At 37.6% G+C, this 23,741-nt stretch carries 20 protein-coding genes; 2 read left to right on the top strand and 18 right to left on the bottom strand.

Annotated features, from left to right (window positions below):
- Positions 1-2: 2 nt before the first annotated feature.
- The 9 genes from EHLA_RS04580 to gap all read right to left on the bottom strand — a co-directional run bounded on the left by EHLA_RS04580 (position 3) and on the right by gap (position 10,643).
- On the bottom strand, positions 3-1,088 hold the full coding sequence (locus tag EHLA_RS04580) for a branched-chain amino acid ABC transporter permease (protein WP_096239483.1): 1,086 nt from the start codon (positions 1,086-1,088) through the stop codon (positions 3-5).
- A gap of 12 nt (positions 1,089-1,100) precedes the next feature.
- Positions 1,101-1,982, bottom strand: a complete 882-nt coding sequence (locus EHLA_RS04575; RefSeq protein ID WP_096239482.1) for a branched-chain amino acid ABC transporter permease — start codon at positions 1,980-1,982, stop codon at positions 1,101-1,103.
- A 126-nt stretch (positions 1,983-2,108) separates the two neighbouring features.
- On the bottom strand, positions 2,109-3,281 hold the full coding sequence (locus EHLA_RS04570) for an ABC transporter substrate-binding protein (RefSeq protein ID WP_096239481.1): 1,173 nt from the start codon (positions 3,279-3,281) through the stop codon (positions 2,109-2,111).
- A gap of 451 nt (positions 3,282-3,732) precedes the next feature.
- The gene (locus tag EHLA_RS04565; RefSeq protein ID WP_096239480.1) at positions 3,733-4,602 is read right to left on the bottom strand and encodes a methionyl aminopeptidase; all 870 of its coding nucleotides are present in this window, start codon (positions 4,600-4,602) and stop codon (positions 3,733-3,735) included.
- A gap of 162 nt (positions 4,603-4,764) precedes the next feature.
- Positions 4,765-5,514 (bottom strand): L,D-transpeptidase family protein, encoded by a 750-nt coding sequence (locus tag EHLA_RS04560; RefSeq protein ID WP_096239479.1) that lies wholly within the window; start codon positions 5,512-5,514, stop codon positions 4,765-4,767.
- Between the two features lie 222 nt (positions 5,515-5,736).
- Positions 5,737-7,281 (bottom strand): 2,3-bisphosphoglycerate-independent phosphoglycerate mutase, encoded by a 1,545-nt coding sequence (gene gpmI / locus EHLA_RS04555; RefSeq protein ID WP_096239478.1) that lies wholly within the window; start codon positions 7,279-7,281, stop codon positions 5,737-5,739.
- Between the two features lie 97 nt (positions 7,282-7,378).
- Positions 7,379-8,128 carry a triose-phosphate isomerase gene (gene tpiA / locus EHLA_RS04550; protein WP_005350609.1) on the bottom strand — a complete coding sequence of 250 codons (750 nt, stop codon included), beginning with the start codon at positions 8,126-8,128 and terminating at the stop codon, positions 7,379-7,381.
- Between the two features lie 110 nt (positions 8,129-8,238).
- The gene (locus EHLA_RS04545; protein ID WP_005350607.1) at positions 8,239-9,450 is read right to left on the bottom strand and encodes a phosphoglycerate kinase; all 1,212 of its coding nucleotides are present in this window, start codon (positions 9,448-9,450) and stop codon (positions 8,239-8,241) included.
- A gap of 176 nt (positions 9,451-9,626) precedes the next feature.
- On the bottom strand, positions 9,627-10,643 hold the full coding sequence (gene gap, locus EHLA_RS04540) for a type I glyceraldehyde-3-phosphate dehydrogenase (RefSeq protein ID WP_096239477.1): 1,017 nt from the start codon (positions 10,641-10,643) through the stop codon (positions 9,627-9,629).
- A 306-nt stretch (positions 10,644-10,949) separates the two neighbouring features.
- On the opposite strand from gap, the gene EHLA_RS04535 reads away from it, so the two are divergent.
- Positions 10,950-11,765 (top strand): histidinol-phosphatase HisJ family protein, encoded by an 816-nt coding sequence (locus tag EHLA_RS04535; protein WP_242970670.1) that lies wholly within the window; start codon positions 10,950-10,952, stop codon positions 11,763-11,765.
- A 278-nt stretch (positions 11,766-12,043) separates the two neighbouring features.
- Here EHLA_RS04535 and EHLA_RS04530 read toward each other — a convergent pair whose 3' ends face one another.
- The 9 genes from EHLA_RS04530 to EHLA_RS04490 all read right to left on the bottom strand — a co-directional run bounded on the left by EHLA_RS04530 (position 12,044) and on the right by EHLA_RS04490 (position 21,845).
- Positions 12,044-13,033: a hypothetical protein gene (locus EHLA_RS04530; protein WP_096239475.1), complete on the bottom strand. Its 990-nt coding sequence runs from the start codon at positions 13,031-13,033 to the stop codon at positions 12,044-12,046.
- Positions 13,034-13,046: 13 nt separating this feature from the next.
- Positions 13,047-13,748, bottom strand: coding sequence for a response regulator (locus EHLA_RS04525; RefSeq protein ID WP_096239474.1), 702 nt, complete (start codon positions 13,746-13,748; stop codon positions 13,047-13,049).
- The gene (locus EHLA_RS04520; RefSeq protein ID WP_154580382.1) at positions 13,741-15,315 is read right to left on the bottom strand and encodes a DUF4118 domain-containing protein; all 1,575 of its coding nucleotides are present in this window, start codon (positions 15,313-15,315) and stop codon (positions 13,741-13,743) included. Before EHLA_RS04520 ends, EHLA_RS04525 begins: the two co-directional genes overlap by 8 nt.
- 50 nt (positions 15,316-15,365) lie before the next feature.
- On the bottom strand, positions 15,366-15,656 hold the full coding sequence (locus EHLA_RS04515) for a hypothetical protein (protein ID WP_096239472.1): 291 nt from the start codon (positions 15,654-15,656) through the stop codon (positions 15,366-15,368).
- Between the two features lie 16 nt (positions 15,657-15,672).
- Positions 15,673-16,320, bottom strand: a complete 648-nt coding sequence (locus tag EHLA_RS04510; protein WP_096239471.1) for a potassium channel family protein — start codon at positions 16,318-16,320, stop codon at positions 15,673-15,675.
- A 53-nt stretch (positions 16,321-16,373) separates the two neighbouring features.
- Entirely contained in the window at positions 16,374-17,711 is a 1,338-nt protein-coding gene (locus tag EHLA_RS04505; protein ID WP_096239470.1) for a TrkH family potassium uptake protein, read from the bottom strand.
- 780 nt (positions 17,712-18,491) lie between these two features.
- Positions 18,492-19,913: a GldG family protein gene (locus EHLA_RS04500; RefSeq protein ID WP_157908548.1), complete on the bottom strand. Its 1,422-nt coding sequence runs from the start codon at positions 19,911-19,913 to the stop codon at positions 18,492-18,494.
- An 11-nt stretch (positions 19,914-19,924) separates the two neighbouring features.
- Positions 19,925-20,791: an ABC transporter permease subunit gene (locus EHLA_RS04495; RefSeq protein WP_096239468.1), complete on the bottom strand. Its 867-nt coding sequence runs from the start codon at positions 20,789-20,791 to the stop codon at positions 19,925-19,927.
- A 1-nt stretch (position 20,792) separates the two neighbouring features.
- A complete protein-coding gene (locus EHLA_RS04490) occupies positions 20,793-21,845 on the bottom strand; it encodes an ABC transporter ATP-binding protein (protein ID WP_021908236.1) in 1,053 nt (350 codons plus the stop codon).
- Between the two features lie 476 nt (positions 21,846-22,321).
- Between EHLA_RS04490 and gdhA the strand changes: the two genes are divergently transcribed.
- Positions 22,322-23,656 carry an NADP-specific glutamate dehydrogenase gene (gdhA, locus tag EHLA_RS04485; RefSeq protein WP_096239467.1) on the top strand — a complete coding sequence of 445 codons (1,335 nt, stop codon included), beginning with the start codon at positions 22,322-22,324 and terminating at the stop codon, positions 23,654-23,656.
- Positions 23,657-23,741 lie beyond the last annotated feature (85 nt).

Here is a 23,741-nt window from a genome sequence, read left to right as displayed (position 1 = left end):
AATTACTGTACCTCCTCTGCTTTTGCTTTTTTGCCAAACATTCTCTTAATGGAATACTTTTCTCTCCACTCGATTGCTTTTGGTGCCCAGTTAAAGAGCATCATGATAATTAATACAATCGCGTAAATCAACATACGGTAATCGGCAAGTCCACGAAGAACTTCCGGAAGCATTGTAAGAAGAACTGCCGCAATAATAGATCCACGAAAACTTCCCATGCCACCTAAAACAACGAATACAAGAATCATAATGGACATATTGTAACCGAAGTTTGCAGGAAGTGCTGTTAACGTAGACAGGTTATGTGCATAAAGTACACCACCCGCACCGGCAATCGCTGCTGAAATTGTAAATGCCATTAATTTATACTTTGTAATATTGATACCTACAGATTCCGCTGCGATACGATTATCACGAATCGCCATGATCGCGCGTCCTGTTCTTGAGTTTACAAGGTTAAAACAAACAAATAAACTAATTAAAATAATAATAATACCAACAACAAAGGTAGACTGATTTGGCGTTCCGACAATACCTTTTGCTCCATCAATGATCTTTTGTCCATCTGTCTCCATATTTAAAGAGGCACTGTCCTTTATGGAGAAATGAAATCCTTTACTGTCTTTTCCAAGATACATAACGTTAATTACATTCTTGATAATCTCACCAAATGCCAGCGTTACGATTGCAAGGTAATCGCCTCTAAGACGAAGAACCGGAATACCGATAAGCCATCCAAAAATTGCTGCAACAACTGTACCGATAAGAATCGCCAGAATAAAACGAAGTGTTTCATTCATTCCTGTCGCCATCATACATTTTGAAAATACAGCACTTGAAAATGCTCCAACACACATAAATCCTGCATGACCAAGACTCAGCTCACCAAGATATCCTACACAAAGATTTAATCCGATCGCTACGATAGAATAAATGCAAAGCGGAACAAGAAGTCCCTGCATCAGACTCGACATCATTCCGGTAGATACCATAACCTCTACAATAATAAATACTGCGATTACCATAGCATAGGTAATCAACATACTTTTTGTCTGTTTGTTCATACTTTTTAAATTTGCTTTTTTCATTTCTTATGCCACCTACACTTTCTCCTGTACCTGTTTGCCAAGAAGTCCCGTAGGCTTTACTAAAAGTACGATGATCAATACGGCAAATACGATTGCATCAGATAACTGTGAAGAAATATATGCTCTTCCCAGAATCTCAATTACTCCCAGTAAAATACCACCAATCAACGCTCCCGGAATCGAACCGATACCACCAAATACCGCTGCAGTGAATGCTTTGATACCAGGCATCGCTCCAGTATACGGAGAAAGAGTCGGATATGCGGAACATAACAATACACCAGCAATCGCGGCAAGCCCGGAACCGATCGCAAATGTAAGCGAAATTGTCTTATTTACATTTACACCCATAAGCTGTGCTGCATCTTTATCTTCAGATACTGCAAGCATTGCCTGACCTGACTTCGACTTTTTAATAAAAATCATCAATGCTGCCATAATAACAATACAACTGATCACTGTTGCGATTGTTACACCGGAAATTGTAAGATTTCCTCCAGCCAGCTTAATTGATGGAATATGTACAACAGACGTAAATGACTTTGTGTCTGCTCCAAATAAAATCAACGCTAAGTTCTGCAAAAAGTAACTGACACCAATTGCAGTAATCAATACCGCAAGTGGAGATGCTTTTCGAAGTGGTTTATACGCAATCTTTTCAATTACTACACCAAGCAGGGTACATCCAATAATTGCAGCAATAATGCTTACTGTAGAATTCAGATGGAAACTGCCCATCAAAACAAAAACGATGTAACAGCCAATCATGATAACATCGCCATGTGCGAAGTTCAGCATCTTAGCGATACCGTATACCATAGTATAGCCAAGGGCAATAATTGCGTAAATACTTCCCAGGCTGATACCATTTATCAAATATGATATAAAACTCATATGTTTTCCTCCGTGCCGTCCTTACGGCTTTTCTAAAAAACGAAAAACTTCTCTAAACCAAAAAAGGAGCTACCCGCAGGTAACCCCTTCCCTGGGCTATATTATTTAATCCAAATCACTTAAGAATTACATTGCCTTGTAAGCACCGTTTTTAATAATAACAGCCTTAGGAGACTTAGTTACTTCTCCACTCTCGTTCCATGTAAGACCGTCTTTTCCACCTGTGAGACCCTGCATTTTAATCTTAGTCATCGCACCTTTTAATGCATCGCACATATCAGAAGCACTCATATCTGTAGTTGCTTTAGATTCCTCGATTGCTGCCTTTAATGCGTAAACAGCATCGTAAGAGTCTGCTGCGAATTGGTTCGGAGTATCTTTATATTTTTCTTTGTAAGTCTTTACAAAGTTCTGAACCGCTTTATCTTTTGCGTCTGCTGCGAATGGTGTTAAAAGCATAACCCCTTCAGCTAACTTCGTATCAAAGTTCTCTACAGTAAGGATACCATCCATTCCGTCTACACCGAAGAATTTCGGTTTATATCCCATAGTATCTGCCTGTTTTAAGATAATAGAAGCTTCCTGATAGTAAATAGGTAAGAAGAGTAAATCAGCACCTGCGTCTTTTGCTTTCTGAAGCTGTGTACCAAAGTCTGTCTTAGAATCTGCTGTAAATGCTGCTTTAGAAACAATCTGCAGTCCTTTATCCTTAGCTTCTGCTTCAAACTTCTCTTCGATACCTGAAGAATATACATCAGAACTATCATAGATAATACCAATCTTCTTAGCAAGCTTGTTCTCTGCAATATACTGAGCAGATGCAATACCCTGGTTAGGGTCTGTAAAACATACCTGGAATATATTACCGTTTCCACTGGAGAGTACATCTGGTGCAGATGCAGATGGAGTAATCTGGAACATATTATCAGAAGCTGTCTTACCTGCTACTGCGATACATGGAGCAGTTGTTGTTGTTCCTACTAACATCTGCATGCCCCAGTCTTTTAATGTATTATAGGCATTCACTGACTTCTCCGCATCATTCTGATCATCTTCAAAACGGTATTCAATCTGCTTACCGTTAATACCACCTGCAGCATTGATTTCATCTACTGCAATCTGTGCTCCGTTCTTTACGGCTGTTCCGTAAATCGCTGTTGCTCCGGTAGTCGGTCCAATACCACCAATATAATATTTGTCTGCATCTTTCTTAGATGAAGAACTTGAATTACTACCACATCCTGTTAATGCTGTTACTGCCATTGCAGCGACTAACATTACACTTATAAACTTTTTCATTATTTTTTCCTCCTTTATAATATATAATGAAAAATATAACTTTAATGTATCAACTCAATGTCAAGTATTCTGATTCCACTACCACTTTGTCAATACCTTAGATATTTTTATGGACTTTATCTTACTACACTAAAGCAATAAAATCAAGTTTTTTTGAAGGATTAAAAAAAATTTTTGCATTTTTTTTGTTTTTGACTTCATTTTTCACTTTTTATCTCATAGAAAGCTCCCTGCTTCTCCACGATCCAAACTCATGTAATACGACACGCTTCCTATAGAAAACATACAAATCCGCTCTATAATACCTTAATATTTTAAATGTTATTTATAAAATAAAACAACTCCGCTCGCAAAAACAGATAGGAACAACCTGCTTTATGAGCGGAGTTTGAAATAGTTACTTTTTTGACGGAAAATCACCCTCACCAGTCAAACAGTTTAACACATTACATTAATGAGAGAGAATTTCCGTTCCATCTTCCGTCACCAAAATTGTGTATTCCCACTGTGCGGAAGGCTTACCATCTTCTGTGCGGATTGTCCAGCCGTCATCTTCATCTTCCCATACGTCTGGTTTTCCCATATTTACCATTGGTTCAATCGTAAATGTCATTCCCGGCACAAAAAGAATGCCTTCATCTGGTTCACCGATATGATTGACCCATGGTTCTTCATGGAACTGTACACCACATCCATGTCCTCCGATTTCTCTTACAACACTGTATCCATTCTCTACAGCATGTTTATTACAAACATACCCCATATCTCCCATCGTTCCCCAAGGCTTTGTTGCCTCAAGCGCAAGATCGACACATTCTTTTGTTACACGAACAAGCTTTTTCTTTTCTTCAGAAACCTCACCGATGCAGAACATTCTTGATGCATCACCGAAATATCCATTATAAATTGTCGTACAATCTACATTCAGAATCTGTCCACTTTTTAAAATCTGGTCATCACTTGGGATACCATGGCACACCACATCATCAATAGATATACAGACACTTTTTGGATATCCCTGATAACCAAGACATGCCGGAATTCCACCGATTTCTCTTGTGTACTCTTCAATAAGACGGTTTAACTCTCCCGTACTTACTCCCTCCTTTACATAAGGAGTAATAAAGTCAAGCACCATCGTATTCTTCTTACCTGCTTCGCGTATTCCTTCTATCTGTTCCGGTGTTTTGATCATAGAATGATCTGGCACTTCATATCCTCTGTTCCAGTAATCTTTGATACGATTATCAAAGGACATATGACATGCCTTATACTTTCTTCCACTGCCACACCAGCATTTATCATTTCTTCCTATCTTCATTTTGATCCTTCTTTCTGTATCATTCCTCTAATTTATCTCAATCGAGAAGACTCCCACCTCTTTCAGGTGGTGAATGACAGCAGCTATTTTTTCTTCTACTGTCACATATCGTATATTAAGCTACTTACTCTTATTTTGCAATATTTATTTCATTTTACCTATCTATTTGGGATAAATGCAGATTTTTGCATTTTTATCTACTGTTTTCATAATCTTTTTCATATACTTTTCTTTCACTGCAACACAACCTCCCGTATACGGATTGCTTCCTGTACAATGTAAGAAAATAGCTGCCCCTTTTTTATAGATGCATTTTTTATTATAATCAATCGCCAATGCATAATTATAATGCGGTCTGTAACGGATGAGATGTTCCCCCGCGCGGCTTGCCTTTACTTTTCGAATATCTATCATCTGATTATAATACTTTCTGCCCGCACTCCAGTACAGATAAGAATTTAACTTTATGTATTTTATCTTACTTCCCGGATTACTTTTGATTCCAAACGCTTTTGTGAAACCATAGGTACCAGTCGGTGTTTTCTTATCACCTTCACGCTTTTTATTTATTCCGTTCTTTCCAACATAACCGGCACAGGCAAATACTTTTTTAAACTTTCCGTTTGCTTTTTTATACAAAATAATATCTGCCTTACTGTTTCCTTTGTATTTCACAAAAATAAGCTGGTTTACCTTCTCACTCTTCTCGTATTTTTGAATAAGTCTGGTCCATCTGTTCTTTTTTACTGCAGCTTTTTTATCTGACATATTCTTCCTCTGGCTTTTTATCGTTTCTGCCTGTACAGATACAGTATTCCCTGACATAGTAACTATACTTATCACAAAAATAATTGTTAAAAAGATCGCCAATCCATTCAAACAAAGAGTTCCTATTTTCGTAGTTCCTTTCATAATATGTGTTTCCTTTCTTTTTTATTCAACCTTAACCCACTATGTTTAAGCGAATTGATTTCCTTAAAAGGATAACACAAAGCTTGTAAAAGATAAAGTTTGCACTTTTACCTATAACAAAACAGACCCTGAAGATCTGATTGTCACAAATCTACAAGGTCTATTTTTGTTTATTTTTTAGTTAGACGCAGATCATCTTTGTCCTTTATAAGCATTATCCGCTTATTTCTTAATAAGCAGTGACTTTCCTGTCATTTCTTTTGGCTGTTCCATTCCCATCATCTCGATTAAGGTTGGAGCAATATCTGCTAAGCATCCGCCTTCTCTTAATGTATAAGCCGGATCATAGTTTACAAGGATAAACGGAACTGGGTTTGTTGTATGTGCTGTGTATGGTTCTCCTGTTTCATAGTCAATTAACTGTTCGCAGTTTCCATGATCTGCACAGATAAACATCTGTCCATCTACTTCTTTTAATGCTGCTACTGCATTTCCAACGCAGGTATCTACCGTCTCAACTGCCTTAATTGCTGCTTCCTGTACGCCAGTATGTCCTACCATATCAGGGTTTGCAAAGTTGATGATAATCACATCGTATTTATCAGATTTGATTGCTTCTACAAGTTTTTCTCCAACTTCTGGTGCGCTCATCTCCGGCTGTAAATCATAAGTTGCTACTGCTGGAGACTTAACAAGGATTCTATCCTCATTCTTATTTGGAACTTCTACACCTCCATTGAAGAAGAATGTTACATGCGCGTATTTTTCTGTCTCTGCAAGACGAAGCTGTGTCAAACCGTTTGCTGCAAGGAATTCTCCGAAGGTGTTTGTAATTTCTTCTTTGTGGAATGCGATAATCTTTCCAGGGATTGTCTCATCATATTCTGTAAAGCAGACATACGTTAATGGGAATACTCCATTTCTTCTTTCAAATCCTGTAAATTCAGGGTCACACATGGCACGAGTGATTTCTCTTGCACGGTCTGGACGGAAGTTGAAGAAGATAACGGAATCATTTGCTTTTACTGTGCCTACTGGCTGTCCATCTTTCTTGATTACTGTAGGGATAACGAACTCATCTGTCTTATCATTATCATAAGAAGCCTGAATTGCCTCTACTGCATCTGCTGCTTCATTACCTTCACCGTAAACTAAAGCAGCGTAAGCTTTTTCTACACGATCCCAGCGGTTATCTCTGTCCATTGCATAGTAACGACCTTCGATAGATGCGATCTGGCCTACACCGATTTCTTTGATCTTAGCTTCTAATTCTTCGATGAATTCTTTACCAGATGTTGGGGCTGTGTCACGACCATCAAGGAAACAATGTACACATACGTCTGTAAGTCCCTGTCTCTTTGCAAGCTCTAATAAAGCATAAAGATGTGTATTGTGGCTGTGTACTCCACCATCAGATAATAAACCATATAAATGAAGTGTGGAATTATTCTTTTTACAGTTTTCTACTGCTTCTAAAAATGCTTTATTATCAAAGAAATCGCCATCCTGAATTGCTTTTGTAATTCTTGTAAGCTCCTGATATACGATACGTCCTGCACCCATGTTAAGATGTCCAACTTCTGAGTTACCCATCTGTCCGTCCGGAAGACCAACAGCAAGGCCGCTGGCATTTCCTTTTACAAATGGACAGTCTTCCATTAACTTATCGATATTTGGAGTGTTTGCCTCATATACAGCATTGGCTTCATGTCTGTCATTTAAACCAAAGCCGTCCATAATTAATAATACTGTAGGTTTTTTACTCATTTTATAATCTCCCGTTTAAAGTTTAGTTGACCCGCGGAGAAAAGTCCGCGGGTTACTGTTAACATTCTTATTACTCTGCTTTAAAATGCAAAGCTTATTATTTGTTATAGTTTACAATCTGACCAAAATCAGCTTTTAAGGAAGCTCCACCAACAAGACCTCCATCAATATCTGCCTGTGCAAATAAGTCTGGAGCTGTCTTAGCGTTTACACTTCCGCCATACTGAATACGGATTGCTGCAGCAGTTGCATCATCATAGATTTCTGCGATACATTTACGAATCTCTGCACAAACTTCCTGAGCCTGCTCTGTTGTAGCAGTCTTTCCTGTTCCGATCGCCCAGATTGGCTCGTAAGCGATTACTGCTGTCTTAGCCTGATCTGCTGTTACATTTAAGAAACCAACTTTAACCTGCTGACGGATAAAGTCCATTGTAACGCCCTGTTCTCTCTGCTCTAAAGTTTCTCCACAGCACATGATTGGTGTAATACCATGTTCGAAAGCTTTTAACATTTTTTTGTTAACTGTTTCGTTTGTCTCTGCGAAGTATTCTCTTCTTTCAGAATGTCCGAGAACAACGTATTTTACTCCGGCATCTACTAACATAGCAGGAGAAATCTCACCAGTGTAAGCACCGCTTTCTTCATAGTACATATTCTCTGCACCAATTGCGATGTTAGAACCTTTTGCAGCTTCCATAGCTGGGATAATGTCGATTGCTGGTACGCAGAATACTACGTCAACATCTTCATTCGCACAAAGTGGTTTTAACATATTTACTAATTCAACTGCCTCACTAGGAGTTTTATTCATTTTCCAGTTACCTGCTACGATTTTCTTACGCATAACAAATTCCCCTTTATTATATATTTATGATGTTAGGGTCAAAAGGTATTCTGACCCTAACTGATGTCACGAATTACTCTGTAGCTAACGCTACTCCCGTAATTCTGAAATTATTTATCGTTTGCTGCTGCAACACCTGGTAATTCTTTACCTTCTAAGAACTCAAGAGAAGCTCCGCCACCTGTAGAAATATGGCTCATCTTGTCACCATATCCAAGCTGGTTAACTGCTGCTGCGGAATCTCCGCCACCAATGATTGTTGTAGCATCTGTCTCAGCAAGTGCTGCTGCAACTGCCTTTGTACCTGCTGCAAGGATTGGGTTTTCGAATACACCCATAGGTCCATTCCAAACAACTGTCTTAGCTGTCTTTACTGCCTCTGCGTATAATTCGATTGTCTTAGGTCCGATATCGCAAGCTTCTTTGTCTGCTGCCATAGCGTCTGCATCGTATACATATGTTGGGATTTCAGCATCGATTGGGTTAGGGAAAGCATCTACCATTACAGAGTCAACTGGAAGAAGTAACTTCTTGCCAAGGCTTTCTGCTTTTTCCATCATTTCTTTACAGTAATCAATCTTTGTCTCGTCAACTAAAGAGTTACCGATTTCATATCCTTTTGCTTTTAAGAATGTGTAAGCCATACCACCACCGATGATGAGTGTGTCACACTTCTCAAGTAAGTTAGAGATAACGTTTAACTTATCTGCAACTTTTGCTCCACCAAGGATAGCAACGAAAGGACGTACTGGGTTCTCTACAGCATTGCCTAAGAAATCGATTTCTTTCTGCATTAAGTATCCAACTACTGCTGTGTCTACTAAAGAAGCAACACCTACGTTAGAGCAGTGAGCTCTGTGAGCTGTACCGAATGCATCATTTACGAATACATCACAGATAGAAGCAAGGTCTTTGGAGAATTCTTCTCCACACTTTGTCTCTTCTTTGCGGAAACGAGTGTTCTCAAGTAAGATAACATCTCCGTCTTTCATAGCTTCTACTGCAGCTTTTGCGTTTGGTCCAACAACTTCACGGTCTGCTGCAAATTTTACTTCCTGTCCAAGAAGCTCAGATAAACGAGCTGCTACTGGAGCTAAAGTCTTTGTTGTGTAATCTTCTTCTGTTTTTACTTTACCTAAGTGAGAGCAAAGAATTACTTTACCGCCGTCTGCGATTAACTTCTTGATTGTTGGAAGTGCAGCTACAAGACGGTTCTCGTCTGTGATCTTACCATCTTTTAATGGAACGTTGAAGTCACATCTGCAAAGAACTTTAAGTCCTTTTACATTAATATCGTCTACAGATTTTTTATTTAAACCCATGTTGGAATTCCTCCTAAATTATATTCATGTACTCTTAAAATCAAAATCTACATAACTGCAGATTTATCAGACTTCCAAAAGCACTTTTTCAAAAACAAACAAAGGTCCGGTCCCACGAGACCGGACCCATGTTTGAGTCTTATATTCTTAAATATATACTAATACTATCGCTTAGATTATGCTAATTCAGCAAAGTATTTGATTGTACGAACCATCTGAGATGTGTAGCTGTTTTCGTTATCGTACCATGAAACAACCTGTACTTCGTATAAATCATCAGCAACTTTGTTAACCATTGTCTGAGTTGCATCGAATAAAGAACCAAATCTCATTCCTACGATATCAGAAGAAACGATTTCGTCTTCGTTGTAACCGAAAGATTCGTTAGCTGCTGCTTTCATAGCTGCATTGATTCCTTCAACTGTTACATCAGCACCTTTAACAACTGCTGTTAAGATTGTTGTAGATCCTGTAGGTGTAGGAACACGCTGAGCAGATCCGATTAACTTACCGTTTAATTCTGGGATAACAAGACCGATTGCCTTAGCAGCACCTGTGCTGTTAGGAACGATGTTAACTGCTGCTGCACGAGATCTTCTTAAATCACCTTTACGCTGTGGTCCGTCAAGAGTCATCTGGTCACCTGTGTAAGCATGGATTGTACACATGATACCACTCTGGATTGCAGCATATTTGTTAAGAGCGTCAGCCATAGGAGCTAAACAGTTTGTTGTACAAGATGCAGCAGAGATAATCTTATCTTCTGGTTTTAATACTGTATGGTTAGTATTGTAAACAACTGTTGGAAGGTCGTTTCCAGCAGGAGCGGAAATAACAACTTTCTTAGCACCAGCATTGATATGAGCCTGAGCTTTCTCTTTGCTTGTGTAGAAACCAGAACACTCTAATACTACATCAACACCGATTTCTCCCCATGGGCAATTGTTTGCATCTGGGAAAGCGTAGATTTTGATTTCCTTTCCATCAACTGTGATAGAATCTTCGCCAGCTTTTACTGTAGCTGCTTTCTCATATGTTCCCTGAGAAGAGTCATATTTTAATAAGTGAGCAAGCATTTTAGGGCTTGTTAAATCATTGATAGCTACTACTTCATAGCCTTCTGCACCAAACATCTGTCTGAAAGCTAAACGACCGATACGGCCAAATCCATTAATTGCAACTTTTACTGCCATGGTAATTCCTCCTAAGTTTTAGATATTCTTTGACATTAAAGTTCGCAGGGAATATGCCCTCCTGCGTTCCGATTTGACTCATCCTGTCAAATCCTTAACTATTTTACCTAATTATTGCCAAGATTTCAAGTAGTATTTTGCATAAAATTATAGATTTTTTTCTTTCACTTTTATGCTATTATGATATTGTTGCCATTTTTCCTGCAAGTATACAGAGTTTTTGGTCTTGAAATACAATTTTTTACCTTTATTTTTGATACGCAAGAAAATTCATATACAATTTTTTACCCGAAAGGAATGATGATTATGATTTACACCGACACACATTTACACACATCTTTTTCTTCTGATTCAGACACGCCTATGGAACTTATGATCAAAAAAGGACTTGAACTTGGAATGAAAACATTATGCTTCACTGAACACTATGATCCCTGCCATCCGGATACACCTGATAAGCTGGACTTTCTTTTAGATTTTGAAAATTATAAAAAAACACTATTTTCTCTCAAAGAAAAGTATGCCTCTCAGATTGAGATTTTATACGGACTTGAACTTGGCGTACAGCCACACCTTGGTCGGTTACTTGCTAACTTTTATGAAAAATATGGAAAAGACTTTGACTTTATTATTAATTCCTGTCATATCGTAAATAATATGGATCCTTATTACGGCACATATTTCAAAGAGCTTGGCGCAACCAGAGGGCTTATGACTTACTTTGAAACAGTTTTATCCAACTTAAAAGCATTTCCTCACTACCAGTCTGTCGGTCATCTTGATTATGTCTGCCGCTACCTTCCGGAATCCTCCCAGACTTTCTTCTATGATCATTTTTCTGATATTCTCGATGAAATTTTAATCGAAATTATTGAGAGAAATCGCGCTCTTGAAGTAAATACTGCCGGACTGAAGTACGGACTTGACTGGCCAAACCCTGACATTTCCATATTAAGAAGATACCGCGAACTTGGCGGCGAACTTATCACAATCGGAAGCGATGCCCATAAACCGGAGCATATGGCATGGGAGTTTGACAAGGTGCCGGATATTCTTCATAGAGCGGGATTCCGCCATTATGCGGTGTTTAAAGAGAAGAAACCGGTGGTTTATGATATTTAAATGCTGATTTGATGGACTAAAGAAACGAAAAGCAGAAATTTGATATAGAATAAAATGTGAAGATAGTCGCGGCGTAGAAAATGCCTGACCGGCATTTTTACTTGCTCCGACATCACATTTTATTCTATATCAAATTTCTGCTTTTCTGTTCTTTGGCGCCAGATGAAATCAGGATTTTGTGTAGAAAAAATAATCCACTGTCGTGTTTCTGTATGACTTTGGTAAAATTATTGTAAAAAAAGAAAAGAGAGGCAAACATACTCAGAGTAAAAAATGTCCTAAAACAAATCCAGCATATTATCAAGATATATTGCTTCTCTGATATGTATCTGATATTCCGGCTTAACCATATAGTAAAGCAAAAATTCCAGCACCAATGCACTGCCAAGTCCCCGTCCTTCTATTTTAAAATTAGAAAATCCCATCGGCAGATAAACATTTTGAATATCTTCTATCCTGATAAATCCCGGATTCTTCATGGCTTTTGAAAAACGATATCCTTCTTCTGCATCCGGTGCAGCACAATGATGTTCCGGGCAGTTTTCTCCAAGATTTTTTCGACTTACTGTTTCATAACAACGCTTTCTGTCCTTACATCCAAACCAGCAGCATTCATTACATAGGAATTCCACTTTATCTTTTTCTATTTGCGTTAAGGTATTTAACCTATCAAAAGACTTGTTCAGACGAAAATCTGGGACAACATATCGAAATTCTTTTCGTTTCACTTCATTTGAGAACTGCTGAAAATCTGTCAGAACTTTTGTCGTAGAAGAGACAAAGTAAAGGTTAGGATAGTTCTTTTTTAAGTAATCCAATAACAAGTCTGAATGAACGATAACTCCATTTTGTATTACTACTTTAGGCTGTACATTATTCTCTTGTATATCTTTTATGCTTTTATTTTGCATATTGGAGTTTGATACACTTTCACTTTGTATATCCCCAGCTTCTTCAAATAACTTGCAAAGCGCATTGCATTTTTTATCCAAAAGATGTTCTTCTCTAAGCAGAGAATTACTAAAAGTCAGCCGGGCAGAAATTCCATACTCCTTCATTAAATCTAACACTTTTTTTGCATCGTCATCCCCAAATCCTGCTCGTCCTCCACCCCAGATACAATCCGCTGGGGCACCATAGACAGATCCAATATCACACCAATCATAAAAATATTCTCGATGTTCCCGAAATAACGGCAAAAACACCTTATACAATTCATAAAACTCAAACAGTCCCGGAAGATGATACTGTGCTATACTACTTTTCACTTGTAGTGCCTCCTTATTCTATCCGAAGCATTCGGTATCCGATTCCGATATGCGTCTGTATATACTGGAGTCCATTTTTATCTGGTTCAAGTTTTTTACGTAATGTTGCCATAAACACTCTTAATGAAGCAACATCATTTTGTGAACAGCTTCCCCAGATCTGCTGTGTGATATAGGTATGCGTTAAAACCCTTCCGACATTACGTGACAAAAGACATAAAAGCTTATATTCAATTGGTGTCAGATGCAGTTCTTTTCCTTTCAGATAGGTACAGCCAGCTATATAATCTATTTTTAATTGTCCGTTAATAAAAATAGAAGCTTCCTGTTCTTCTCCCACCTGAATAATGGCAAGGCGCCGCTGTGTCACCCGTATGCGGGCAAGCAGTTCTTCCACCGAAAAAGGTTTTGTAATATAATCATCTGCCCCGGAATCTAATGCTTCTATTTTATCGCTATCTTCACTTCGGGCGCTGATAACAATAATCGGCATATTGGACCATGTACGGATTTTTTTAATTACATCTACTCCTTCCATATCCGGAAGACCCAGATCTAAGAGGACAATATCTGGATGATGTGAAGATGCTTCCATTATCGCAGATACTCCATTGTTAGCCGTAAGATATTTATAATCATGCATTTTTAATGTTGTTACGATGAGATTTCGTATCGGACGGTCATCCTCCACAACAAGAACTACTGTTTTATTCATTTAATGTCACCTCGCTAAGTGGTAAAGTAAAAGTAAAAATACATCCTCGTGGTGTATTATCTGTAAGAAGGAGCCTTCCATCATGTGCTTCTATAATAGATTGGCAAAGTGACAGACCAAGACCAAGACTTCTCTGGCTGTCTGCAATCGTACTTTTCCCCGTATAAAACATGTCAAAGATATATGGCTTCATTTCATCTGCAATTCCCGGACCATCATCCTCCACGCAAATCTGTGCTTTTCCATTACATTTCATTCCCCGGATACAGATTTTCGAGCCTTTCGGTGTATATTTTATGGCATTATCAATCAGATTCACGAGTACCTGTATGATAAGCTGCACGTCCATCCGGACAAGAATCAATTCTTCACATTCTGTCACAATTGTATATTCATCATGCTTCCTGCTGATATGACGCAGAGATTCTGCAATGACTTCATCAAGTAACTGATCTGTAAATTTAAACTTCAGCCGCCCATCATTAAGCCTTGTAATAGATAACAGATTCTCTACTACGCCAATGAGCCATTCAGAATCATCATAAATATCCGCATAAATCTGCTGCTTCGTTTTACTGTCCAGGCACGCTCCGTTATTTAAAAGCATATCCGCATTGCCGGAAATAGAACAAAGCGGTGTCCTTAGATCATGAGAAATCGCACGCAGTAAATCTGCTCGCAGCTGTTCATTTTTTGCCAAAACAGCATTCTTCTCTTTTTCTATTGCATTGCGCAGATTTTCCATAGCAAGCGCACATTCATTTACTACAGAAAGTAAAATGCTATACTCAACGGAATCAAGAACATCTTTGTTCGCCGGAATCCCAATTACACCATATACGTGATCACCGATGCGGATCGCCAAATATAAACATTTTGCATTTTTAAAATAATTCGTTCCTACTCCTGCACGCTTATTATTTTCATAGACCCATCTGGCAATCTTTTGTTCTTCCGGTATTAAAAATTGCTGATTCGTTCCTTCCTTATTTTGATAAAACACCTGTCCCTGTGACAATTTCCCCTCTTCTACAATATATGCAACAATATCCCGGTTCAGTAAACGAACCAGCTGCGTGCAGGTGACACGCAACATCTCTTTACTGCTCCTCGCTTTTTGCAACAGGCGGTCTGTGTCGAATAATACCTGCGTTCGAAATGCAAGCTGAGAGGAAATCCTTGCATGCATTTTTAATTTAGCGGAAAGAGTTCCCGCCAACACAGAGCATACCAGCATAATCGCAAAAGTCACCGGATATCCAACTGCATATGTCTGGAAAGACATCCTTGGTTCCGTAAGAAAAAAACAAAATAAAACAACGCTTAAAAAGGAACCTGCGATACTGCACAGATAACCGTCTGTCAAAATAGAAGTAATCAATACACCAAGAATATATATCGTAACGATATTCGTATCTGTAAAATGCAGTTTCTGAAATAAAAGACCAATAATAGTACATATCATAAATATAAAAACCGTCACAAAACAATCTTTTATTGACGGTTTCTTTGCATATAATGCAAAATGCTGCTTTAATACGCCTTCTCTTCTTTCATTTTCTTCCATTATTTTAATTTCCCGCCTTTTATTTGAATTCAAGAGTATATTAGAGTATATCACACTGCTTTATCACCGTCAAAACACTGCCTTTTATCTTCCTTTTTTGAATCATAAATTATCATACTTGCTTTACCACATTTTTTTTGATAATCATGTATTTCTTTTAACAACTCTTCATCAGAAATTTCATCCAAAGATATAATTTTACAGGATTGCGTATTTTCCCTCTCCCCTATAATAAACGCTTTGTAATTTTCATTGATGAAATATCCAATCTTTCCCATAACAAAAAAACAAACAATAAACATTACCAATACTGTTAAGAGTAAAATTACTTCTTTCATCATTTATCCCCTCTTTAATTTAAATATGGAAACACTTTTTAATTGCCTTATGCTCTCCGATTACTAAAAGCGTGATATCCCCTGTAAAAAATGTATCTGGAGATATTGCCATGCTAAGCTCTCCATTATTTTTTATTGCAAGGATATTAATATCATATTTTCTTCGAATATCCAGCTCTCCAACCGTTTTTCCAATCCACTCTTTCGGTACTTCCACTTCAAATATTGCATGGGAAGCATCTACTTCCATATAATCAAGGATATGGTCATCGGTATAACGGATCGAAGCCCATTTTGCCACCTGTTTTTCTGGATAAATTACTTTATCTGCACCATTTCTTAAAAGGAACTTCTCCTGAACATCCCTCTCTGCTCTCGAAATAACCATTTTTGCACCAAGTTCCTTTAATAGAGATGTGGTCTCTAATGAATTTTGAAAGCTTCCTCCAATCGTAACAAAACAGATATCATAATTTCCAATTCCTAATGATTCTAAAAATTCCGCATTCGTGCTATCTCCAATCTGGGCATTTGTAACGTAGGGAAGGACTTTATCTACTCTGCCCTCATTGACATCTACTGCCATAATTTCATGCCCTAATTCACTAAGCTCCATTGCAATATGTCTTCCAAATCTCCCAAGTCCGATTAATAATATATTTTTCATAATTCCATTCTCCTTCTGTCTTATCTAACGGATACCATACACAATCCTAACACTTATCCTACTGTTATTTTTTCTAACGGTAACCTTGCATTTCCCTTCTTTTTCTTTGAAAGGACCGCATAAATAAGAGTAAGTCCTCCTACTCTTCCAAGATACATAAGTATGATCAGTATGAATTGTGACACTATATGAAGCTTTGGTGTGATTCCTAATGTAAGCCCTACTGTTCCAACCGCTGATGCTGCTTCATAAAGACATTCCGAAAGTGGAAGCCCTTCATATACACTGATCGTAATTCCTCCACATAAAAATAACATACAGTACATCATTGCAATCGTTGATGCATTCTTTATCACACTGCACTCGATTCTTCTTCCAAATGTTTCGACATTTTCCTGACTCCGGAATGTGGCAAATGCATTCAATATAAGCACTGCAAAAGTTGTTGTCTTCATACCTCCTGCCGTAGAACTTGGCGAACCTCCGACAAGCATAAGTATAATAATCATTGCTTTTGAAACTTCTGTCATTTTAGAAATATCCATAGTATTAAATCCGGCAGTTCTTGGAGTTACTGCCTGAAAAGCCGATGCAAGCAACCGTTTTCCCACTGACAGATGAGTAAAATCAGAAAAAAAGAAAAAAACAGCTGGTAAAACTATCAAAAGTGCGGTTGTCACAAGTATAATCTTACTCTGCATATGATACTTTCTAAAGTGGATTTTATTAATACAAATATCCTCCCACGTAAGAAATCCTATACCACCTGCTATAATTAAAAACATAATCACTACATTTACAATCGGATTTCCTGCATAAGCCGTAATGGATGGAAATGGATTCGTGGGCGTACCTAAAATATCAAATCCAGCATTACAAAAAGCCGATATGGAATGAAATACTGCCATCCATATCCCTTTCCTGCCAAAATCATGATAAAAAACCGGCAGCAACGCTAATGCGCCTGCCATCTCAACAAATAATGTTCCCTTTAAAATAAACTTTGTCAGACGGACAATTCCTCCTACTTTATGTGCAGAAATTGCATTCTGCATCGTGCTGCGCTGCATCAGAGAAATCTTTCTGCCTGACAGCATAAATACAGAAACGGCAACAGTAACCACACCAAGTCCTCCTATCTGTATCAAAAGTAAAATCACTACCTGTCCAAAAACAGACCAGTAACTACCTGTATCCAAGACAGCAAGTCCCGTTACACATACCGCGGAAGTTGATGTAAAAAGCGTCTGATTAAATGGAGTCATCACTCCCTCGGCAGAAGAAACTGGCAACATTAATATAATTGCCCCCAATAAAATAACACCTGCAAATCCCAGAATAATTAATTGAAAAGAAGACAAATGCTTCTTTTTATGTATGTCCCTTGACATAAATCCCTCCTGTTATTACTATTTCATCCGGCATGTTTCCCCTCATTATATATGTCCGCATTCAAAGATAGTATAAATATATCGACTACCATATTAAGATTACATAAAGATTTATAGATTGATTTTGTATAGACGAAAAAAGAAAAAATGCCCTATCCCATCTGCTCTGTAATCGCTGTAGTTAAGATGCTCGTCCGCATCTTAACTACTCTCCCAAGCCGCATCTGGGATAGGGCATTTTTTCTTTTTTCTGACTATTCAAGTTCGCGGGAATGGGGATTCTCGCGAAGGTTGTGGATTTCCATGGGATTAAATTCTAAAGAGTTGACATTCAAATTGTTGTATGTTGCTGAATTGCATTGAGATTTCTAAAAAAAAGCGAATTCTTATAAGTTTGATTTTGTTCCGTTACGCTAAATACTTCATTTTTCCTCAAAAAACCAGCGGCTTTCTAACCTCATCCCACAACTCAGTTAAAAAACAAGGGGATTGTCCAAAAGTCTACGATTTCTAATATAACTAAATTCCATGTATATACAACAACTTAAATGTCAGCTCTTTTGAATTTAATTTCTCGAAAAGTCATAATCTTCTGGAAAATCCCCATTCTTACCAACTGTAGATTTAGATTAGATAAAAAAAAGAAAGAATACCATATCCCAGATGCGGCTTCGGAGCGTGTTTAAGATGCAGATGAGCATCTTAAATGCAGCGACTACAGAGCAGATGGGATATGGTATTCTTTCTTTTTTCGTCTACACGAAATCTACAAATCAGGATTTAAAGTTTTCTTCTTTTTATCACAATACCGATTCCGATTGCAAGTATTACCAGTGGAATCACAAATACTGTCATAATCAATGTTGCTTTCTGGTTAAATGCCGGTACGACTGCATTCTCTGTTTTTAAGCTCTTTGCTCTGATCGATATCTTACTCTTTTGTTCTGCAAGATAATTCACACCATTTAATACAAAGTCCGTATTGGCCCCACTGACTGCCTGATCAATATCTTGAAGCAGCATGTTCGTACATCCAGTTACGATCATTCTTCCACCGGTAGAATCAGATACCGCTACAGAGATGTCAAATGGACCGCTGATATCTTTCTTTTCTTTATTTAATGTGGAACTTGATGTATCTACCTTGGAATAAGCGCCATCACTTGTGGAAAGTAATGAAGTTACTGTGTAATCGGATGCAGAAGAATCCTTCTTTGCATTCTTTTCTGTGATATCTTTTAAACCTTTTGCACTTGGAGCAAGGACATAAACATTGCTGTTATACTGTGCAGAAGTTGCATCGGAACTTTCAATCGTCGGCAGCAGATAAATTGGATATTGTGTATATTTACTTGCATCGCTTTCTACCACAACACCTTTCTGTGGTTCTACATTATATGATTGAAGCAGGCTGTATAAGTTTGTAAGATTCTCTACTCTCGCATCTAAGAATACATACATCTTTCCACCGTTTTTCATATAAGTTTTAATCATCTTAAGCTCATCTTTTGTGATATCTTTTTGCGCACCATTGATGAGCAGGATTGAACAATCCTCCGGTACTTTCTGTTCTGTGAGAAGATTCAGTGTTTTTACAGAGTAATTGTCTCCCTCAAAACTACTTGTCGTACTTGAATCAAAACTTTGTTCTGAATGTCCGCTTAACGTATAGATTACCGGTGTGGAATCTGAAATAACATAATTAATTGCCTCTGTTGTAAGACTTTCTAACTGAAGAGAATCTGCCGAATAGGAGTAGTCACTTCCATAACTGTAGGAAACATAGTCATTTGCAGAAACATAGCGGTATTTCTTACCACATTTTATAATCATACTGTCATTTGCAACTTCTTCACTGCTATCTACATATTTCTTTGTAAAGTTCGGATACAGATCCGGATCTTTATAAACAAATTTTATTTTTGTAGAATTTTTCTTATATTCTTTCCAGACCTGTGCATAAGAAGAGTTTACATCGGATTCTTTATTCACTACGTATATGGTAACTTCTTTATCTAACCCTTTTATTATTTTTTTCGTCTGTTTTGAAAGTGAGTAAATTTTATTGGCTGTTACATCTACTGTATAGTTTTTACTTGTTACAAATATATTGACTGCAATAACTGCTGCGATCAGAACGACAACTGCTACTGCTGAAAAAATACCTTTTTTTAATTTTGCATTCATCTTTTTCCCTGTCATTTTATGCCCTCCTAATTCCATCTGCGTTTTTCAATTCCCTGCATTGTCAGGAATAAAAATACTGCAATAAATGATACGTAATATACAATAGAAGATGCATTTAAAATTCCACTGCAAAAGTCATTAAAACGATCCAATACAGAAAACCAGTCAATGATTTTAGACAGACCGTTATCAAACAGCGCAGGTTTTACTTTGCTTAAAATACCAATCACTGCGATACCGGCAATGCCTGCTCCTGCCGCAATTTTCATGTTCTTGGTCTCATCATAGAAAAACCATGCAATAAGAAGTACTGCCAGCACACATACGAGATACGTATATCTTGCTCTTCCTGGTACAACATTTGAGATATTCGGAAGTAACATACAAAATAAAACTACTGCAAAGGATAAGGCTGCTGCGATCATCTGATTATCTGTGATAGAAGATACAAACATTCCTACTGCCATCAGGCAGGCGCCTAAAAGGAAGTAACCAAGGCAGCCGGTAAGAACTGTTTTCCAGTTTACACTTCCAAACATACTTAATACACCGGCTTCTATAAGGCTTACTAACATAGACATAGCGAGCAATGTTACAGAAGCCAGATACTTTCCAAGGACAATACTTCCCGGCCGAATCGGGGAAGTATACAAAAGCTGATCTGTTCTCTGCTTCTTTTCTTCCGCAAATAAACGCATAGTAAGAATCGGCACAATAACAATATATAAGATCGTACTGTTAGAAAATACGTACTGTGAATAGTCTGTATACCCGTAAGACATACAGATTACTGAAAAATAAACTCCTGTTGCAGCAATAAAAAGAGCAAAATAAATATAGGCTGCCAGTGAGTGAAAATAGCTTCTCATTTCTTTTAAATAAATGGCTTTCATTCTACTTATCCTCCTCTTTTACGTCTTCTGCTTTTTTCTTTCTTTTAAAAGAAAAACCATGATGACTTTGCTTTTCAATCTGCTCTGAAGCTTTCTTTGCCTCTGATTCTACTTCTTCCACATCCTGTCCGGTAAGTTTCAGGAATACATCTTCAAGAGATAAACTTTCTCGTTCCATCTTGATGATCGGCAATTTTTCTTCTGCAAATTCAAAGAATAAATTATCGCGGATATCCTCTTTTGTTGCTGTTTTTGCCTGCACATCAACGATGTCTTCTTTTTCTCCTGTAATCTTGTAATCTTTAATATATTCTGAAGCTTTTAATACTTTTTCTACTTTTTCCTTATCTCCTTTTACCGATAAGATAATACTGTCCGTATCTGAAAAATCTTCTGATAAATGCTCTGGTGTATCTTCTGCAACTAACGTTCCCTTATCTATAATAAGTACGTAATCACATACCGCATTCACTTCTGATAAAATATGAGAACTTAAAATAATCGTGTGCTTTTCGCCCAGACTCTTAATCAAAGAACGAATTTCTATGATCTGGTTTGGATCAAGACCTACCGTCGGCTCATCAAGGATCAACAGCGGTGGATTTCCAATCAGTGCCTGTGCGAGTCCTACTCTTTGTTTATATCCTTTGGAAAGATTTTTAATCAGTCTCTTTTTCATGTCAGAAATCTTTACCGCTTCTGTTACTTCATTGATCGATGATTCTTTTTCTGTTTTTTTACGAATTCCCTTAAGATCACAAATAAAATTCAAATATTCTTCTACTGTCATATCTTCATACAGAGGAGGAATCTCCGGAAGATACCCAATTAACTTCTTTGCCTGTAAGGGCTGTTCTAAAATATCATATCCGCCAATTTTCACTTCACCAGAAGTCGCAGAAATATATCCGGTCATTATATTCATTGTTGTAGACTTTCCTGCACCGTTTGGTCCAAGCAGACCGACAATCTGTCCGTCAGGTACGGAAAAACTGATATCTTTTACTGCATGGTGTTTTCCGTAATCTTTGACTAAGTTTTTTACTTCTATCATAAAATAAGCCTCCTGTTTAAATTTACACGTAGTATAGTATTCTTAATTTACGATAATTTTGTGAACATATGCCTTTTTTCACATTAAGTTCACACTTTAAACAGAGTTATCCTTATGTCTTTTATTGTTTTTTTATTAACAACAACTCTTATATATATATCTATATGATCCCTTTTTTCTTTTTTTATTTTTTATAGTTTCCTTTTTTTACAAACTGAAAAAATGAAATTCTTGCAGCTACAACTATCATTTTTTCTCATTTCACACTTAAAAATATGAAGTTAAATGTCGGGTTATGAAATTTTTTTAAAAAAAGTTGTACTTTTACTTATTCTTTTTATTGAATAACTTCTCACAATATAGTATAATAGAGCGCGGAAAAAGAACTTGATGAGAGACTTGATTCTGATATTTTTTTGTCAATCATCAGGAGTTTAAAAATATGTATAATACACAATATCAAGGAGGAACAAACTATGTCTTACGTTGATGACGTACTTGCAAGAGTTATTGAGAAAAACCCAAGTGAACCAGAATTCCATCAGGCAGTTACTGAAGTATTTGAAACAATCCGCCCGTTAATTGAAGCGAATGAAGAAGAATTCAAAAAACAGGCTGTTTTAGAGAGAATCACTGAGCCTGAAAGAATGATTAAGTTCCGCGTACCATGGGTTGATGACAATGGACAGGTTCAGGTTAACATGGGTATCCGCGTTCAGTTTAACAGCGCAATCGGACCTTACAAGGGAGGCTTACGTTTCCACCCATCTGTAAACCAGGGTATCATCAAGTTCTTAGGATTTGAACAGATTTTCAAAAACTCTCTTACAGGACTTCCAATCGGTGGTGGTAAAGGTGGTTCTGATTTCGATCCTAAGGGTAAATCCGATCGTGAAGTTATGGCATTCTGCCAGAGCTTTATGACAGAGCTTTGCAAACATATCGGTGCAGACACTGACGTACCTGCTGGTGATATCGGTGTTGGCGGAAGAGAAATCGGTTATCTTTTCGGACAGTATAAGAGAATCAAAGGTCTTTATGAAGGTGTTCTTACAGGAAAAGGCTTAACATATGGTGGTTCCCTTGCAAGAACAGAAGCTACAGGATATGGTCTTGTATACTTTACAGAAGAAATGTTAAAATGCCACAATGATGACATTGCTGGTAAGACAGTTGTTGTTTCCGGTGCTGGTAACGTTGCAATTTATGCTACTGAAAAATGTCAGCAGCTTGGCGCAAAAGTTGTAACATGTTCTGATTCTACTGGATGGGTATATGATCCAGAAGGAATCGATTTAGCTGCATTAAAAGAAATCAAAGAAGTAAAACGTGCTCGTTTAACAGAATACAAAAAGTATCGTCCAAACAGCGAATATCACGAAGGACGTGGTGTATGGTCTGTTAAATGTGATATCGCTCTTCCATGTGCTACTCAGAACGAGCTTTTCCTTGAAGATGCAAAACAGTTAGTTGCTAACGGATGTATCGCTGTATGTGAAGGTGCTAACATGCCTACTACATTAGATGCTACAAAGTACTTACAGGAAAACGGTGTATGGTTCGCTCCTGGTAAAGCTTCTAATGCCGGTGGTGTTGCTACATCTGCTCTTGAAATGTCCCAGAACAGTGAAAGATTAAGCTGGACATTCGAGGAAGTTGACAGCAAGCTTAAAAACATCATGGTTAACATTTATCATAACATTGATGATGCTGCAAAACGTTACAACAAAGAAGGCGACTATGTAACTGGTGCTAACATCGCTGGTTTCGAAAAAGTATTAAACGCTATGCTTGCACAGGGCGTTTGCTAATTCTTCCCTGATTATTATTTGAAAATAAATTTTTTCTTGAAATCGTTTTTCAAATGATATATAATCAAAGAACACAAAGGAGTGT

The organism is Anaerobutyricum hallii, assembly GCF_900209925.1.
In the GTDB taxonomy this organism is placed as follows: Bacteria; Bacillota; Clostridia; order Lachnospirales; family Lachnospiraceae; genus Anaerobutyricum; species Anaerobutyricum soehngenii.
Note: the sequence above shows the minus strand (reverse complement) of the source record. Positions and strands in the feature narration are given on the sequence as shown.